This window comes from Aeromicrobium sp. P2_G6, assembly GCF_056403535.1.
The window spans coordinates 145,991-162,548 of the sequence record NZ_JBFUFH010000003.1 but is presented as its reverse complement, the minus strand read 5'-3'; the positions used below and the strand labels follow the sequence as shown (position 1 = coordinate 162,548).

The 16,558-nt window shown below is 69.3% G+C and carries 16 protein-coding genes; 14 read left to right on the top strand and 2 right to left on the bottom strand.

Going from position 1 to position 16,558, the window contains the following annotated elements:
* From AC1DVU_RS11780 to AC1DVU_RS11750, 7 genes are read left to right on the top strand one after another with little or no spacing between them, the layout of a single operon-like run.
* Positions 1–876, top strand: coding sequence for a type II secretion system F family protein (locus AC1DVU_RS11780; protein WP_476922625.1), 876 nt, complete (start codon positions 1–3; stop codon positions 874–876).
* Positions 873–1,787 carry a type II secretion system F family protein gene (locus AC1DVU_RS11775; RefSeq protein ID WP_476922624.1) on the top strand — a complete coding sequence of 305 codons (915 nt, stop codon included), beginning with the start codon at positions 873–875 and terminating at the stop codon, positions 1,785–1,787. The genes AC1DVU_RS11780 and AC1DVU_RS11775 overlap by 4 nt, the downstream gene beginning before the upstream one ends.
* A gap of 34 nt (positions 1,788–1,821) precedes the next feature.
* Positions 1,822–2,037 (top strand): hypothetical protein, encoded by a 216-nt coding sequence (locus AC1DVU_RS11770; RefSeq protein WP_476922623.1) that lies wholly within the window; start codon positions 1,822–1,824, stop codon positions 2,035–2,037.
* A gap of 6 nt (positions 2,038–2,043) precedes the next feature.
* Positions 2,044–2,433 carry a TadE/TadG family type IV pilus assembly protein gene (locus tag AC1DVU_RS11765; protein ID WP_476922622.1) on the top strand — a complete coding sequence of 130 codons (390 nt, stop codon included), beginning with the start codon at positions 2,044–2,046 and terminating at the stop codon, positions 2,431–2,433.
* A gap of 53 nt (positions 2,434–2,486) precedes the next feature.
* A complete protein-coding gene (locus AC1DVU_RS11760; protein WP_476922621.1) occupies positions 2,487–2,861 on the top strand; it encodes a TadE/TadG family type IV pilus assembly protein in 375 nt (124 codons plus the stop codon).
* Entirely contained in the window at positions 2,858–3,283 is a 426-nt protein-coding gene (locus AC1DVU_RS11755; RefSeq protein ID WP_476922620.1) for a Tad domain-containing protein, read from the top strand. The genes AC1DVU_RS11760 and AC1DVU_RS11755 overlap by 4 nt, the downstream gene beginning before the upstream one ends.
* Before the next feature lie 9 nt (positions 3,284–3,292).
* Entirely contained in the window at positions 3,293–5,971 is a 2,679-nt protein-coding gene (locus tag AC1DVU_RS11750; protein ID WP_476922619.1) for a hypothetical protein, read from the top strand.
* A 3-nt stretch (positions 5,972–5,974) separates the two neighbouring features.
* On the opposite strand, the gene AC1DVU_RS11745 is transcribed toward AC1DVU_RS11750, so the two are convergent.
* On the bottom strand, positions 5,975–7,291 hold the full coding sequence (locus AC1DVU_RS11745; protein WP_476922618.1) for an aminotransferase class III-fold pyridoxal phosphate-dependent enzyme: 1,317 nt from the start codon (positions 7,289–7,291) through the stop codon (positions 5,975–5,977).
* A gap of 88 nt (positions 7,292–7,379) precedes the next feature.
* Complete coding sequence (locus AC1DVU_RS11740; protein WP_476922617.1) at positions 7,380–8,888, bottom strand: CoA-acylating methylmalonate-semialdehyde dehydrogenase; 1,509 nt, start codon at positions 8,886–8,888, stop codon at positions 7,380–7,382.
* 95 nt (positions 8,889–8,983) lie between these two features.
* Here AC1DVU_RS11740 and AC1DVU_RS11735 point away from each other — a divergent pair, with 95 nt between their 5' ends.
* The 7 genes from AC1DVU_RS11735 (at position 8,984) to AC1DVU_RS11705 (ending at position 16,539) form a co-directional block, all read left to right on the top strand.
* Entirely contained in the window at positions 8,984–10,582 is a 1,599-nt protein-coding gene (locus tag AC1DVU_RS11735; RefSeq protein ID WP_476922616.1) for a PucR family transcriptional regulator, read from the top strand.
* A gap of 150 nt (positions 10,583–10,732) precedes the next feature.
* Entirely contained in the window at positions 10,733–11,581 is an 849-nt protein-coding gene (locus tag AC1DVU_RS11730) for a nitrilase-related carbon-nitrogen hydrolase (protein WP_476922615.1), read from the top strand.
* 10 nt (positions 11,582–11,591) lie between these two features.
* The gene (gene hydA / locus AC1DVU_RS11725; protein WP_476922614.1) at positions 11,592–13,028 is read left to right on the top strand and encodes a dihydropyrimidinase; all 1,437 of its coding nucleotides are present in this window, start codon (positions 11,592–11,594) and stop codon (positions 13,026–13,028) included.
* A 13-nt stretch (positions 13,029–13,041) separates the two neighbouring features.
* Positions 13,042–14,058: a TIGR03842 family LLM class F420-dependent oxidoreductase gene (locus AC1DVU_RS11720; protein WP_476922613.1), complete on the top strand. Its 1,017-nt coding sequence runs from the start codon at positions 13,042–13,044 to the stop codon at positions 14,056–14,058.
* Positions 14,055–14,936, top strand: coding sequence for an ABC transporter permease (locus tag AC1DVU_RS11715; RefSeq protein WP_476922612.1), 882 nt, complete (start codon positions 14,055–14,057; stop codon positions 14,934–14,936). The genes AC1DVU_RS11720 and AC1DVU_RS11715 overlap by 4 nt, the downstream gene beginning before the upstream one ends.
* Positions 14,933–15,739 (top strand): ABC transporter ATP-binding protein, encoded by an 807-nt coding sequence (locus AC1DVU_RS11710; RefSeq protein WP_476922611.1) that lies wholly within the window; start codon positions 14,933–14,935, stop codon positions 15,737–15,739. Before AC1DVU_RS11715 ends, AC1DVU_RS11710 begins: the two co-directional genes overlap by 4 nt.
* Positions 15,736–16,539 (top strand): ABC transporter permease, encoded by an 804-nt coding sequence (locus AC1DVU_RS11705; RefSeq protein ID WP_476922610.1) that lies wholly within the window; start codon positions 15,736–15,738, stop codon positions 16,537–16,539. The genes AC1DVU_RS11710 and AC1DVU_RS11705 overlap by 4 nt, the downstream gene beginning before the upstream one ends.
* Positions 16,540–16,558 lie beyond the last annotated feature (19 nt).

Here is a 16,558-nt window from a genome sequence, read left to right as displayed (position 1 = left end):
ATGCTGACCCCCGAGCTCCTCCTGATCGTGCTTGCCGGCGCGCTCGCCGGCGGCGGTGCCCTGCTGCTCGTCAACTCGCTGACCAGGCAGGAGCCGGCGCCTCACGTCAGCCAGTCGACGATCCTGCCGCGGATCGCCAAGCTCGGCGCCCGGGTGCCGTTTGCCGTGGGGGCCGGATTCATCCTGCTGCTGCTGACTCGTTGGCCCGTCCTGGCGATCGCCGGCGGCCTCCTGGTGTTCTTCGGGCCGGCCCTGTTCGGCGGTGCCGCGAGCGAGAAGCAGGCGATCGCCAAGCTCGAAGGTCTCGCTGCCTGGACCGAGTCGCTGCGCGACACGATCGCCGGCGCCGTGGGCCTCGAGCAGGCGATCCCGGCAACCGCCTATGCCGCATCCCCTTCGATCGCTCCTCAGCTGATGACGCTGGCCGACCGGCTTCGCGTCCGCACGCCGCTGCCGATCGCGTTGCAGCGCTTCGCCGACGAGCTCGACGACCCCAGCGCCGACCTCATCGTGGCCGCCCTGATGCTCAATGCCCGCCTGCGCGGTCCCGGACTGCGCGACGTGCTCACGTCGCTCGCCGGCTCGGCGCGCGAGGAGCTCGAGATGCGGCGTCGCGTCGGGTCGGGTCGCGCGAGCACGCGACGCAGCGTCCAGATCGTCGTGGGCATCACGGTCGTGTTCGTCCTGGGCCTCGTACTGTTCAACCGCGACTACGTCGAGCCCTATTCGTCGCCGCTCGGCCAGGTCGTCCTGCTCATCGTCCTGCTGTTCTTCGCCGCCGGTTTCATGTGGATGCGGCGCCTCTCGGTCTTCGACCTGCCCGAACGCTTCCTGTTCACCGCAGGAATCAGCCCGGGCAAGGGAGGCCACGGATGATCCTCGTCCTGTTGTGTGGCGCCCTGGCCGGCGCGGGCGTCTATGCCCTGGTCCTCCAGTACGACCGCGGCACCGGCACGGCCGCCGCCGAGCTCGCCCGTCTCGACGCGGCGCGTCAGCGTACGCAACGCCAGGCGTCGCTGACAGCCGACCGCCGGCACCTGAGCGAGCCAATCCGCGTACGCCGCCTGGGTGCCACGTTGCGTGCGGCCATCGAGTCTCGTGGGTGGGAGGTCCCGGCGGGTGTGCGGTCGGACCTCGCGGTCATGGGCCGCTCGATCGAGACTCATCTGGGCATGAGCGTGATGGCGGGCGTCGCCGGTGTGTTCGCGCCCTCGATCATGCTGGCGCCTGCGGTGTTGTTGTTCGGCACCAGTCTGAGCATCCCGCTCTGGCTGGCGGGCTTCGGCGCGGCGGGTGGCTTCGTGCTCACCACGGCGCAGCTGTCGTCGCAGGCCAAGGAGCGGCGACGCGACTTCCGGCACGTCGTCAGCGCCTTCCTCGACCTCGTGTCGATGAACCTCGCCGGCGGGCGGGGCGTCCCCGAGGCACTCGTCGCGGCCTCTGGCCTCAGCGACGGATGGGCCATGGTGCGCATCCGCGACACGATGGAGTCGGCCCGCCTGCAGGGCGTCACTCCGTGGGCGGCGCTCGGCGACCTCGGCGAGGAGATGGCGATCAAGGAGCTGCGTGACCTCGCGTCCGCGCTCGCCCTGGTCGCGGAGGACGGCGCCAAGGTGCGCGACTCGCTCTCGGCGCGGGCCGCCTCGATGCGTCAGCGCGAGCTTGCCGACTCCGAGGCCCGCGCAGCCCAGCGCTCCCAGTCGATGCTCGTGGCGCAGCTGCTGCTGTGTGTCGGCTTCCTGCTCTTCCTCATCTTCCCCGCCGTGTCAGAGATCATCGGACTTTGACATGCACCAGACCCCCAACCATGAAGGAAACACGATGAGCATGATCAATTCGGCCACCCCGGTCGGCTTCCTGCTGCTGATGCTCGACGCGGGGCGCCGACGCGTCCGTCAGGAGCGGGGAGCGTCCGCCGTCGAGTGGGTCATCATCGCGGCGATCGTGGTGGGCATCTGCATCGCGATCGCGGCGATCCTGCGGGCGGCCCTCGTCGGCGAGGCCGGCGACATCGGCGACCAGATCCAGAACCAGTAGGACCTCATGACATCGCGTCGTCGGGAGGAGGGCACCAGCGCAGTCGAGCTGGTGCTCTACATGCCTCTGCTGATGATCGCGATCATCTTCACGGTGCAGTTCGCCCTCGTGTTCCTCGGCAACCAGGCCGCATCGGCGTCCGCGCGTGAGGCCGCGCGGGTCGCCCGGGTCACCGACGATCCTGGACTCGGCCGGGCGAAGGGTGAGTCCTATGCCGCCAACCTCGGCCAGGGGGTCCTGGAGCGGGTCAGCGTCTCGGTGGTGCGCGTCGGCGACGACGAGATGCGTGCGACGGTGTCGGGTGAGGCGCCCCGGCTGCTGCCCTTCTTCGCGCCCCCACAGGTGAGCGAAGAGGTCCAGGGCCCGGTCGAGCGATTCATCGAGGATGGCCCGTGATGACTGTGGCCTCGCGATTCAGACGCGGTCGCAGCACAGACGAGCGCGGGTCCATGGCGGTCGAGATCGTCGTGCTCGTGCCGATCCTCGTGATGTTCACCCTCCTCGTCGTCGCCGGTGGGCGCTACGTCAGCGTGCGGGCCGACATCGAGGCGGCCGCTCGTGACGCAGCGCGCGCGGCGTCCTATGCGCGTACGCCCGACGAGGCGCAACAGGCCGCAGACACCGTGGCCAGCGGCTCCCTCGAGAGCCTCTCTGACTGCCGCGTCGAGCGCATCGGCGGCAACTTCGTGGCCGGCGGCATCGTCTCGGTGACGCTCAACTGTCACGTGACCAACAGCGGGCTCGGTCTGATCGGACTGTCCGGCAGCCTGTCCCTCAGCGCCACCGGCAGCGCGCCACTCGACACGTACCGGAGGACCGGATGACGTTCCTGCAGCGCACCCGGCGTGAGGCCGGCTCGGCCACGGTTTTCGTGCTGGGCATGTCGATCGTGCTGTTCATCTGCGCGGGTCTCGTCGTCGACGGCGGACTCGCGATCAATGCGCGGATGCGCGTCGCCGACGATGCCGAGCAGGCGTCGCGGGTCGGCGCCGACTCGATCAACCTCGACGTCCTGCGAGCCGGCGGCGGGATCGAGATCGATCCCGCGCTCGCGCAGCAACGGGCGAGCAACTATCTGCAGGACCGTGGCTACGGCACGGCACAGTTCGACGTCGAGGTGGACGGCGGCACCGTACGCGTGCAGGTGCGTGACATCTCAGAGACCAAGATCCTCCGAGCGTTGGGGATCATCGACCAGTACGACGTCCAGGCCGGCGCAGAGTCCGTGCCCGAGACCGGACCCTAGGGGACATTCATGACCGACACCTCGAACGAGCAGCAAGAACGCTCCACGGATCCGACCCGGTTCGCGAGCATGATGACACCGGCGCGGAAGCCCGAACGCCGCGCTGGTGAGGTCATCGGCTCCGGGCTGGCGCTCCTTGCGCTCCTCGTCGGGCTGCCCGCCCTGCTCCTCGTGCTGGCCGGTGCCCCGCCGATCCCCACGTCCTTCCCGTCGATGCGCGACTTCGCTCAGCAGCTGAGCTTCGAGGACCTGCTCGCGGTGCTGGTCGGAGTCGTCTGGCTGGCGTGGCTCTACTTCGTGGTGTGCGTCGTCGTCGAGGTCATCGCGGCTCGACGAGGCGGCATGGCCCGCGCGGTGCCGCTCGCCGGACCGCTGCAGAAGCTGGCACAGGTGTTGGTCGGCGTGCTGATGATGTCGGGCATCATGGCGGGCACGGCGCAGGCCGCCACACCGGCTGTGGCGCAGGCGGCGACCACGTCGTCGGTGGCCGCTTCGGTCACTGAGGGAGCCTCGGTGGCGGCGACCGAGAGCGTACGAGCCGAGGTCGCGACGCCGCAGTCCGAGCAGGCCCGCGACAAGGTCTACACCGTCAAGGCGCCGCGCAACGGCTATCACGACAACCTCTGGGACATCGCTGAGAAGCACCTCGGTGCCGGACAGCGCTACAAGGAGATCTACGAGCTCAACAAGGATCGCGTCCAGCCCGACGGCCGCAAGCTCGAGCTGGCTCGCCTGATCCAGCCGGGCTGGGAGCTCGTCATGCCGGACGATGCAGTCGGCGTGGCCAGGCAGAACGTCCCCGAGACGCCTGCGGTCGACGCCGCACCAGTCGTCGCGGACCTCGACACGGGCCTCGCCTCGGACGCGCAGGCCACCCCGGATGTCGCGGTCTCGTCGGACGCGCCGGAATGGGCCGCAGGAGCCGGACTGCTGGCAGCCGGCGTGATCGGCGCTCTCGCGATCCGTCGTCGCCGGCAGATCGGCCGCCGGCCCGACGACGATGCTCTCGAGGTCGAGACCGACTTCCGCATCGCTGCCGCACTCGCGCGCAGCTCCTGGCTCGACGGCAGCCTCCGCGCGCTGGCGCTGGAGTGCCGCCGCCACGGTGTTGCGTTGCCGCCCGTCTACGGCGCCGTCGTCGACGACGACTCGGTCGAGCTCCTGCTGGCGCCGGCGGTGCCCGAAGCCGTGGGGGAGTGGACCGCTCTGGAGAACGGTCGGCGCTGGCGCTACGAGCGCACCAGCAACGAGGCCCCCAGCCCACACGAGGTGGCGCCCTATCCTGCGCTCGTCAGCCTCGGCCTCGACGACCAGGGGCGGGACGTCATGGTCGACCTCGAGTCGGCCGGCGGCATCATCTCGCTCGTCGGCGACACCGACGTGGCCGAGGAAGTCGCCGCGGCGATCGCGGTGCAGGCCGCGACCACGGCATGGTCGGGCGCCGTGCGGGTCATCGCGAGCGGGCTGCCGAACGGCCTCGAGCAGATCGGCGACGAGCGGATCCGCGTCACCGACGACCTCAGAGCGGAGCTGCCCGAGCTCGAGGAGCAGATCGCCGGGTTGCGCGAGGAGGTCCTGAGTGGCCGGCTGCGCCGCCGCAGCCAGCTGCCGTCCTATCTCGTGGTGTGCGGCCATGCGCCAGAGCGCGAGGTGGCCGAACGGCTCGGTGCCCTCGCAGGGGTTGGCCGCCAGTCGTTCTCGGTCGTCGTCGCCGGCGACCACAAGGCTGCGCGGTGGCGTCTGCGGGTCGACGAGCACGGCACCTTGTCGGTGCCCCAGCTCGACCTCACGTTGACGGCCAACCGGATCGACCCGTCTCAGGTCAGCGCAGTTGCCGAGCTGTTCAACGCTTCGCGCGAGCCGGATCGTCCCGAGGACGGCACCCGCGTACGCATCCCCGAACCGCTTCGGCCGCACGACGACGCCGCCTGGACGACCGCCTCACGCCGGGTCGGAGTGCTCGGCCGGGTCACCGTCCAGGGTGCCGGTGACCTGCCGGCCGACCGTACGGCGATCGCGACCGAGCTGGTCACGTTCCTCGCTCTTCATCCCGAAGGCGTCCACCCGCACGTGCTCGGCGGGATCCTCTGGCCCCGGGGTGTCACGGCCGATGTGCAGGAGGCGACGATCGCGCGGGCCAGGCAGTGGCTCGGCAGCGCGACGGACGGGTCGCACCTGCTCCGCAGCGACGTCGACGGACGGCTGTCCCTCGCGGATGAAGTGGTCTGCGACTGGGACTGCGCTCGTACGCTGCTGATCAGTGCGCGCACGGCCGCCTCGCCTGTCGACGAGGTCGACCTCCTGCGTCGCGCGCTCAAGCTCGTCCGCGGCGAGGTCTTCGACGGGGTGCCCGAGGGGCGCTACGGCTGGATCGCTCGCGACGACGTGACGCGCACGATGGTCCGCGTCGTCGTCGACGGTGCCCACCGGCTCGCGGAACTGTTCTCCGATGACGATCCGGGCGGAGCGGCCCAGGCCGCCGAGTCGGGGCTGCGCATCAGCCCCGGGAGCCAGCTTCTCTGGCGCGACCTGATGCGGGCGCGCTACGCCGAGACCGGGGTTGCCGGTGTCCAGCGGACCCTCGACCAGATGGGCGAGGCGCTGCAGAGCATCCCGCTCGAGCCGCAGACGGAGGCACTGGCCCAGGAGCTCCTGCCCGACGCAGGGTCGATGGCCGCCGGCAGCTGAGCTTCAGACGACGGCGTCGCCGATCGCGAGCGCCTCGTCGATGATCGCGAGGCCACGGCGCGCGTCGTCGTCGTTGATGACGCACGGCGGGACGACGTGGATGCGGTTGTAGTTGGCGAACGGCAGCATGCCGGCCTTCTTGCAGGCCGCGATGATGTCGTTCATTGCCGGGCTGCTGCCGCCGTACGGCGCGAGTGGCTCGCGGGTCTCGGGATCGGCGACCAGCTCGATGGCCCAGAACGCGCCCAGCCCGCGTACCTCACCGACGCAGGGGTGGCGGTCCGCGATGTCAGCGAGTCCGGGGCCGAAGATCTCCGTGCCGAGCCGGGCGGCGTTCTCGACGATGCCTTCCTCGGCCATCGTGTTGATCGTGGCGACAGCGGCGGCCGCTGCAAGGGGATGGCCCGAGTAGGTCAGGCCGCCGGGATAGGCGCGGTGTGCGAACGTCTCGACGATCGCGTCGCTGACGACGACGCCGCCGAGTGGCACGTAGCCGGAGTTGACGCCCTTGGCGAAGGTGATGAGGTCCGGCACGACGTCGAAGTGGTCGATCGCGAACCAGGCTCCCGTGCGTCCGAACCCACTCATGACCTCGTCGGTGATCAGCATGATGCCGTGCTCGTCGCAGAGGCGTCGCACGCCGGCGAGGTAGCCCGGCGGCGGCACCATGATGCCGGCGGTGCCGGGGATGGTCTCGAGGATGATCGCCGCGATCGTCGACGGGCCTTCGTTGCGGATCACGTGCTCGAGGTGCTGGAGGGCGCGCTCGCACTCCTCGGCCTCGGTCGTCGCGTGGAACTCCGAGCGGTAGAGGAACGGTCCGAAGAAGTGCACCGTGCCCGTCGACGCCGAGTCGTTGGCCCAGCGTCGTGGATCACCCGTCACGTTGATCGCGGTCTGGGTGCCGCCGTGATACGACCGGTATGTCGACAGGACCTTGGGGCGCCCGGTGTGCAGGCGAGCCATGCGGATCGCGTGCTCGTTGGCGTCCGCGCCGCCGTTGGTGAAGAAGACGCGCTCGAGGCCGTCCGGCGTACGCTCGGCGATCAGCCTGGCGGCCTCCGAGCGTGCTTCGTTGGCGAACGGCGGGCCGATCGTGCACAGCTTGGCGGCCTGCTCCTGGATCGCCGCGACGACCTTGGGGTGCTGGTGCCCGATGTTGGTGAACACGAGCTGGCTCGAGAAGTCGAGGAAGCGGGTCCCGTCCTCGTCCCACACCTCGCTGCCGGACGCGCCGGCGATGACCATGGGGGAGATCTCAGCCTGCGCGGACCAGGAGTGGAACACGTGGGCACGGTCGAGGTCGTACGTCCTGCTCATGGTCTTCTCCTACGTTGCGTTTGTCGGCTTGTGAGGTTTCGAGGCTTCGGCCGCGGGCGGCCTACGCACCTCAACCGGCGGATTCCGCTCAGTCGTGGGTCGGGAAGGCGAGCTCGAGGCCACCGGACGGTGAGACCGCCGGATCTGCCCAACGGCTCGTGATGACCTTGCCACGCGTGAAGAAGTGGACACCCTCGACGCCGTGCGCGTGCGTGTCGCCGAACAACGAGTTCTTCCAGCCGCCGAACGAGTAGTAGGCCATCGGGACGGGGATCGGCACGTTGACGCCGATCATGCCGACCTCGACGTCGACCTCGAACTTGCGGGCTGCGCCACCGTCCTTCGTGAAGATCGCGACGCCGTTGCCGTAGGGGTTGGCGTTGACCAGCTCGACCGCCTCGTCGTACGTCTCAGCGCGCACGACGCTGAGGACGGGGCCGAAGATCTCCTCGGTGTAGATGCTCATGTCGGGCGTGACGTGGTCGAACAGCGTCGGGCCGAGCCAGAAACCGTTGTCCTCGCCGTCGACCGGCGACTCGCGGCCGTCGATCACGAGCTTGGCGCCAGCCTCGTCGCCGGCCTCGATGAACGACGCGACGCGATCGCGGTGGGCCAGCGTGACGAGCGGTCCCATGTCTGTGCCGCGGGTGCCGTCGCCGATGCGCAGCGTCTTGGTACGCGAGGCGATGCGGTCGACCAGGTCATCGGCGACTGGGCCGACTGCGACGACGACGCTGATCGCCATGCAGCGCTCACCCGCCGAGCCGTAGCCGGCGTTGACCGCGGCGTCCGCTGCGAGGTCGAGATCGGCGTCCGGCAGCACGAGCATGTGGTTCTTGGCGCCGCCGAGGGCCTGTACGCGCTTGCCGGCCTGGCTCGCGCGCTCGAAGACATAGCGGGCGATCGGCGTCGAGCCGACGAAGCTGATCGACTTGACGTCGGTGGAGTCCAGGAGCGCGTCGACCGCGACCTTGTCGCCCTGCAGGACGTTGAAGACACCGTCGGGCAGACCGGCCTCCTTCCACAGCTCGGCGGTCCACAGGACGGCGGACGGGTCCTTCTCGCTGGGCTTCACGACAACGGTGTTGCCCGCGCCGATCGCGATCGGGTAGAACCACATCGGCACCATGGCCGGGAAGTTGAACGGGCTGATGATGCCGACGACGCCGAGCGGCTGACGCTTGGAGTGCAGGTCGACCCCTGTCGAGACGCTCTCGGAGTGCGAGCCCTTGAGCAGGTGCGGCATGCCGCAGGCGAACTCGACGACCTCGAGCCCACGGCTGACCTCGCCGAGGGCGTCGGCGAGCACCTTGCCGTGCTCGGCGGTGATGATCGCGGCGAGCTCTTCCTTGCGCTCGTTGAGCAGCTCGCGGAAGCGGAACAGCACCTTGGCGCGGGTCGTGATCGACGCCGAGGCCCAGCCGGGCGCCGCTGCCTTGGCCGCCGCGATGACGCGCGCGGCGTCGGCCTCGTCGGCGAAGGCGACCTGCGCGGTGACCTCGCCGGTGGCTGGGTTCGTGACGTCGCCGAAGCGTCCGGAGTTGCCGATGTGGATGCTGTTGTCGAGCCAGTGCCCGATGGTCGTCTTCTCACTCATGCTGTCGATCCTGCGCCTCTGCGCCGCCGCGGGCAATGGGCAAGGTGTCGCCAAAGCCGCGATATGCCTTACACAGTGTCAACTAGACTCGGTGCATGATCCCGACCATCCGCTCGATCCTCGCCGGACCTGCCGTCCAGGCCGGTGAGCCCGAGGTGCTGAGCGGATCGACCCGCCTGGACCGCCCGGTGCGATGGGTGCACGTCAGCGAGGTGCGGGAGGTCGCCGACCTGCTCGAGGGTGACGAGCTGCTGCTGTCGACCGGCCTCGCGATGCGTGGCTCCGACGAGGAAGCCGTCGACTACGTCTCGGCCCTGGTCGACGCCGGGGCAGCCGGCCTCATCGTCGAGCTGGGCGAGCACCTGCGGTCGATTCCGGCTGCGGCGCTCGACTTCGCCAGGTCCGTGGAGTTCCCGCTCGTCGTGCTGCACCGGCAGGCGCGGTTCGTCCTCATCACCGAGGAGGTGCACCGCGGCATCGTCGCCGACCGGTTCGACTTCGTACGCTTCGCCCAGGACGTGCACGAGACGTTCACCGCACTGAGTCTCGAGGGCGCCGGCGTCGAGGAGCTCGTACGCGCTGGGGCCGAGATGGCCGGCTCCTCGATCGTGCTGGAGGACCTCAACCGGCGGGTCGTCGCGTTCCACGCCATCGGGCGCCCGGCCGAGGGTCTGCTCGCGGACTGGGAGCGACGCTCCCGCCTCTGCCCCCGGCGTGACGGCACCGGGCTCGCCGGCCTCGAGGGCTGGCTGACCACCGTCGTCGGCACGCACGGGCACGAGTGGGGTCGCTTGGTCGTCCCCAATCCGGCGGCTGACCAACAACGACTCGGCATGCTCGTCGAACGTGTTGCGCAGGCCGTGGAGCTGTCCCGCATGATCGAGCGCGACCAGCAGTCGGTGCAGCTCCAGGCGCAGGGCGGGTTCCTCAGCGAGCTGCTCGAGGGCCGTCTGGGCGACGAGCCGACCGCGCTGACCCGTGCGCGGGCGCTCGGGCTGCAGCCCGGTGCTTCGTACGTCGGCGCGGCAGTCCAGGCCGACATCGCCGCAGGGGAGGAGGCCACCCTGCACCGGGCGCAGCGGCGGCTGGGCGAGCGCGTCTCCAGGGCGTTGACCGCCTCGCGGCAGTCCGCGATCGCTGGTGTGCTCGGCGATGACCAGATCGTCCTGCTCCTCTCGGTGCCGCCGAGGTCGACCGACGACGCCGTGCTGACGGCATTCGCCGACGCCCTGCGAGTCGACCCCGGACGCGACGCCGTGACGATCGGTGCGGGCGCTTCCGAGCCGGATCTGCTCTCCACCGGCCGGTCGCTGCGGACCGCTCAGCACGTGGCGCGGGTCGCCCACGAGGCGCTGGCGCCGGGGCCCGCGTACTTCCGGCAGGCCGACATCCGGCTGCACGGCCTCATCGCGCAGCTCCACGACGATCCGCGGGTCCAGTCGTTCGTCGAGGCCGAGCTCGACCCGCTGCTGGCGTTCGAGGCTCGGCACGGCGGCGGGCTGCTCGACCTGCTGCGCCAGTTCCTCGCCGCGGGCGGCAACAAGTCGCGGCTGGCCCGCACCTCGCACCGCAGTCGACCGGCGCTCTACGCGAAGCTCGCACAGATCGAGAACGTCCTCGGCGTACGCCTGGACGATCCGTCGTCACAGCTGTCGCTCGGCGTCGCGATGATGGCCCACGACCACGCCCGCTGAGATTCCGGGGAGCATTCATACGAACGTCACACGAAGTCACTCCGGTGAAACGTTTGTGTCATTGAATCTCTGGACGGGCCGCTTCCACCTGCTTAGAGTGAGCGCTCTGACGAGGGTCTGTGATCTGGACCACAATCGAGAGGGAAGCACGTGACGGTCATCAGAGCCGCGATCACGCAGACGACGTGGACCGGCGACAAGGAGTCGATGCTCGCCAAGCACGAGCAGTTCGCACGCGAAGCCAAGGCGGAGGGCGCGCAGGTCATCTGCTTCCAGGAGCTGTTCTACGGCCCCTACTTCGGCATCACCGAGGACAAGAAGTACTACGCGTACGCCGAGCAGGCCGACGGCCCCATCGTGCAGCGCTTCGCGGCGCTAGCCAAGGAGCTGTCGATGGTCATGATCCTGCCGATCTACGAGGAGGACATCACCGGCGTCTACTACAACACCTCGGTGATCGTCGAGGCCGACGGCACCATCCTGGGCAAGTACCGCAAGCACCACCTCCCGCACCTCGACCGGTTCTGGGAGAAGTTCTACTTCCGCCCCGGCAACCTCGGCTACCCGGTCTTCGACACCTCTGTCGGCAAGGTCGGCATGTACATCTGTTACGACCGGCACTTCCCGGAGGGTTGGCGCGAGCTCGGGCTGAACGGCGCCCACATGGTCTTCAACCCCAATGCCACCAAGCCCGGCCTCAGCAACCGTCTGTGGGAGGTCGAGGGGCCGGCCGCCGCCGTGGCCAACGGCTACTTCGTGCTGCAGCCCAACCGGGTCGGCAAGGAGGACAACGAGTACGGCGAGCTCGCGGTCGACTTCTACGGGACCAGCCAGGTCATCGACCCGCGCGGCAACTTCGTCGGCGAGCGCGGCTCGGGCACCGACGAGGAGGTCCTGGTCCGCGACCTCGACATGGACATGGTGAAGCAGATGCGCGACGACTGGCAGTTCTACCGCGACCGCCGCCCCGACTCCTACACGTCGATCCCCAAGCCGTAGAGGAGAGCTCATGTCAACCACACTCATCACCGGCGGGACGGTCGTCACGGCGACCGGTAGCTCGGCAGCCGACGTCCTGGTCGACGGCGAGGTCATCGTCGGCGTGCTGGCCCCGGGGTCGACGCTCCTGGGCAGCGACCTCGCGAGCACGGTCGACACCGTGATCGACGCGACCGGCAAGTACGTCATCCCGGGCGGCATCGACGCGCATACGCACATGGAGCTGCCGTTCGGCGGCACCGCGGCTTCCGACACGTTCGAGACCGGCACCCGCGCGGCGGCGTGGGGCGGCACGACGATGATCATCGACTTCGCCGTGCAGACGTACGGCCAGCAGGTCATGGACGGGCTCGCGACGTGGCACGACAAGGCGCGGGGCAACTGCGCGATCGACTACGGATTCCACCAGATCATCGGCGACGTCAACGCCGACTCGCTCAAGGCCATGGACGGCCTCGTCGACGAGGGCATCACGAGCTTCAAGCTCTTCATGGCCTATCCCGGGGTGTTCTACTCCGACGACGCGCAGATCCTCCGGGCGATGCAGACGTCCGCCGAGACCGGCCTCATGACGATGATGCACGCCGAGAACGGGCCGGCGATCGACGTCCTCGTCGAGCAGCTGCTGGCGCAGGGCAAGACCGACCCGTACTACCACGGGATCGCCCGCGCGTGGCAGATGGAGGAGGAGGCGACGCACCGCGCGATCATGCTCGCCAACCTCACCGGAGCGCCGCTGTATGTCGTGCACGTCAGCGCCAAGCAGGCCGTCGAGCAGCTCGCCATGGCCCGGAATGCCGGGCAGAACGTGTTCGGTGAGACATGCCCGCAGTACCTCTACCTGTCGCTCGAGGAGCAGCTCGGCGCCAAGGGCGACACGTGGGGCGCGTTCGAGGGCGCCAAGTGGGTCTGCTCGACGCCGTTGCGCTCCCGTGCGGAGGGCCACCAGGACCACATGTGGCAGAGCCTGCGGACCAACGACATCCAGATGGTGTCGACGGACCACTGCCCGTTCTGCATGAAGGACCAGAAGGATCTCGGCCTCGGCGACTTCTCCAAGATCCCCAACGGCATCGGCTCGGTCGAGCACCGCATGGACCTGATGTACCAAGGCGTCGTCAGCGGACAGATCAGCCTCGAGCGGTGGGTCGAGATCACCTCGACGACGCCGGCGCGGATGTTCGGCCTGTACGGCAAGAAGGGCGTCATCGCGCCGGGAGCCGACGCCGACATCGTCGTCTACGACCCCAACGGGCACACGTCGATCGGCCTGGAGAAGACCCACCACATGAACATGGACTACTCCGCGTGGGAGGGCTTCGAGATCGACGGGCACGTCGACACCGTCATGTCGCGCGGCAGGGTGATCGTGGACGACAACGCGTACGTCGGCACCAAGGGCCATGGCCAGTTCGTCAAGCGCGACCTCTCGCAGTACCTCATCTAGCAGAAAGCCGATCATGGATTTCGGTGTCGTCCTCCAGACCAACCCGCCCGCGTGGCGCACGGTGCAGCTCGCCAAGCTCTCCGAGGCGCACGGCTTCGACTACGTGTGGACGTTCGACAGCCACCTGCTGTGGCAGGAGCCGTACGTCATCTACAGCGCGATCCTCGCCGAGACCAAGCGGATCATCGTCGGCCCGATGGTCACCAACCCGGCGACCCGCGACTGGACCGTGACGGCGTCGGTCTTCGCGACCCTCAACGAGATGTACGGCAATCGCACGGTCTGCGGCATCGGCCGCGGCGACTCGGCCGTACGCGTGACGAACGGCAAGCCGTCGACCCTCAAGGAGGTCCGCGAGGCGACCCACGTGATCCGCGAGCTCGGCAACGGCCGCGCCGTCGACTACAAGGGCTCGACCCTGCGGTTCCCGTGGACGACGAACACGTCGCTCGAGGTGTGGATCGCGGCGTACGGCCCGCTGGCGCTCAAGGCTGCCGGCGAGGTCGGCGACGGCTTCATCCTGCAGCTCGCCGACGTCGACATCACCAAATGGATGATCCAGACCGTCCGCGACGCGGCAGCCAATGTCGGGCGAGATCCGGACTCGTTGCAGTTCTGCATCGCCGCCCCGATGTATGTCGGCGACGACTGGGAGCACATGCGCGAGCAGTGCCGCTGGTTCGGCGGGATGGTCGGCAACCACGTGGCCGACATTGTGGCGAAGTACGGAGACAACGCGCAGGTCCCGCAGGCCCTCACGGACTACATCAAGGGGCGCGAGGGCTATGACTACAACGAGCACGGCCGGGCCGGCAACACGCACGCCGAGTTCGTGCCCGACGAGATCGTCGACCGGTTCTGCGTGCTCGGCACCGTCGAGGACCACGTCGCGAAGCTCAAGGCGCTCCAGGAGGTCGGCGTGACGCAGTTCGCCGGCTATCTCCAGCACGACAACAAGGAGGAAACGCTCCGGGTCTATGGCGAGTCGATCATCCCGCAGATCCGCGAGCACGTGACGGCGAAGGCGTGAGGGGGCGTTCCGCGCCGATCGGGCGCGCGGCACTCGGTGCCCTCGGCGTCGCTGCGGTCGTGGCTGTGTGGGAGGCATACAAGGCGCTCGCGCCTGACACCGGTGTCGTCTTCGGCGGCACCACTGTGCTGCCCCGATCGACCGACACCGCGATGCCGCACGTGTGGGACATGATCTCCCGCCTCTCCGATCCGGTGATCGGCACGGTCGGTGGCGACACGATGTGGCAGACCGTGCTCGACGGCGGCCTGTTCACGCTCCGGATCGCCGCACTCGGCTGGATCATCGGCGTCGTCGTCGGCTTCGCCCTGGCGCTCGTGATGCAGCGGTTCGCGATCGCGGAGGCCGCCGTGCTGCCGTGGATCGTGCTGAGCCAGACCGTGCCACTCATCGCGATCGCCCCGCTCGTACGCCGCTGGGGCTCGCAGATCACGATCGGCGGGTTCGAGTGGCAGAGCGAGCACTCGGTCGCGGTCATCGCGGCATACCTCGCGTTCTTCCCGGTCGCCGTCGGTGTGCTACGTGGTCTCAAGGCTCCGGACGCGACCCACGTCGACCTCATGCACACGTACGGCATCGGCTGGTGGCGCACGCTGTTCAGCCTGCGGCTGCCGGCCAGCGTGCCGTTCCTCATCCCCGCGCTGCGGCTGGCGGCCGCGTCGGCGGTCATCGGCACGGTCGTCGCCGAGGTGTCGATCGGCCTGCGCGGCGGTGTCGGCCGGCTCATCATCGAGTACGCCCAGTCGGCCAGCAGCGACCCGGCCAAGCCCTGGGCGCCGATCTTCGCCGCGATCGCGGTCGGCCTCGTGGCTGCCGCCTTCGTCGGCCTGCTCGGCCTTGCCCTCAAGCCCTATCGACGTTCGGAGATCCCCGCGTGAATTCAGCAGTGGAAGTCAGCGGCGTCAGCCGTACGTTCGGGGGTCGCAAGGGCGTGTCCGTCACGGCGCTCGAGTCGGTCGACCTCAGCGTCGCGCCGGGGGAGTTCGTGTCCTTGATCGGGCCGAGCGGTTGCGGCAAGAGCACGTTGCTTCGGCTCATCGCGGACCTCGACACCCCGACCTCGGGCGAGCTCAGCGTGTTCGGCAAGCCGGCCCGGCAGGCGCGGATCGACCAGGACTACGGCATCGCGTTCCAACAGGCCGGACTGCTGCCCTGGAAGACCGTGACCGGCAACATCGAGCTGCCGCTGGCGCTGCACGGTGCGGGTCGCAGCGAGCGCCGGGGCCGCGTGGCCGAGCTGCTCGAGCTGATCGGGCTGACCGACTTCGCCGGCCACTATCCCGACCAGCTCTCCGGTGGCATGCAGCAGCGCGTCGCGATCGCCCGGGCGCTCGCCGAGAGTCCCAAGCTGCTGCTGATGGACGAGCCGTTCGGCGCGCTCGACGAGATGACCCGCGAGCGCATGCAGAACGAGCTGGTCCGCATCTGCGCCGAGACCCAGGCCGCCGTGGTGTTCGTGACCCACTCGATCCCCGAGGCGGTGTTCCTGTCCGACCGCGTGGTCGTGATGTCACCGCGTCCCGGGCGGATCACCGATGTCATCGACGTCAGCCTCGGCGGACCGGCCGAGCGTGACGGCTCCCTCCGTGAGGACGACGCGTTCTTCCGCGCCGTCGCCCAAGTGCGCGAGGCGCTGCACGGCGTACCGCTCACCGGAGCGCGCGGGGTCGACAGCCGATGAGCACGACCACCGCCACCATCCCGGAGCGGGCGCTCGCGCGCGGATCGGCGTACCGCACGGTCCTCGCGCCGATCGTCCTCGGCGTCGCGCTCGTCGCGCTGTGGCAGGGCGTCGTCGACGGCTTCGGCATCGAGCAGTACATCGTCCCGACGCCGTCGGACATCTTCCACGAGATCACCGACAACGTCGGCTCGATCGTCGACGGGTCGGCGCGCACGGGCCTCAACGCACTGGTCGGCCTCGTCGTCGGCGCGTGCGTGGGCATTCTCGGCGCGATCGTCGCCGGCGTGTGGCGCATCTTCGACACGATCGTGGCTCCGCTCGTCGCGGCGCTTGCCGTGATGCCGATCGTCGCGCTCGCGCCGGTGCTCTACACGATGTACGGCGCCGACAAGGAGACCGCTCGCCAGATCGTCGCGGCGGTCGCGGTGATCGTGCCGGTCTACATCAACACTCTGCGTGGCCTGCGGCAGGTGCGCCCCGTGCACCGCGACCTGATGCGTGTCTATGCGGCATCGGCGCGCCAGCAGCAGCTCGCCGTCACGCTGCCGACTGCCGCCCCGTACGTCTTCACGGGCCTGCGCGTCGCGTCGTCGCTCGCGGTCATCTCCGCGCTGATCGCGGAGTACTTCGGCGGGCCGATCGGCGGGCTCGGCAAGTCGATCACGTCGTCGGCCGCCAGCAGCAACTACGCACTCGCCTGGGCGTATGTCTTCGGCGCGATCGTGCTCGGCCTGGTGTTCTACTGCGCGGCGCTCGCCGTCGAGATGTTCTTCACCCGGCACCGTCCAACCCCCTGATCGTCCGTCCGTGACCCAC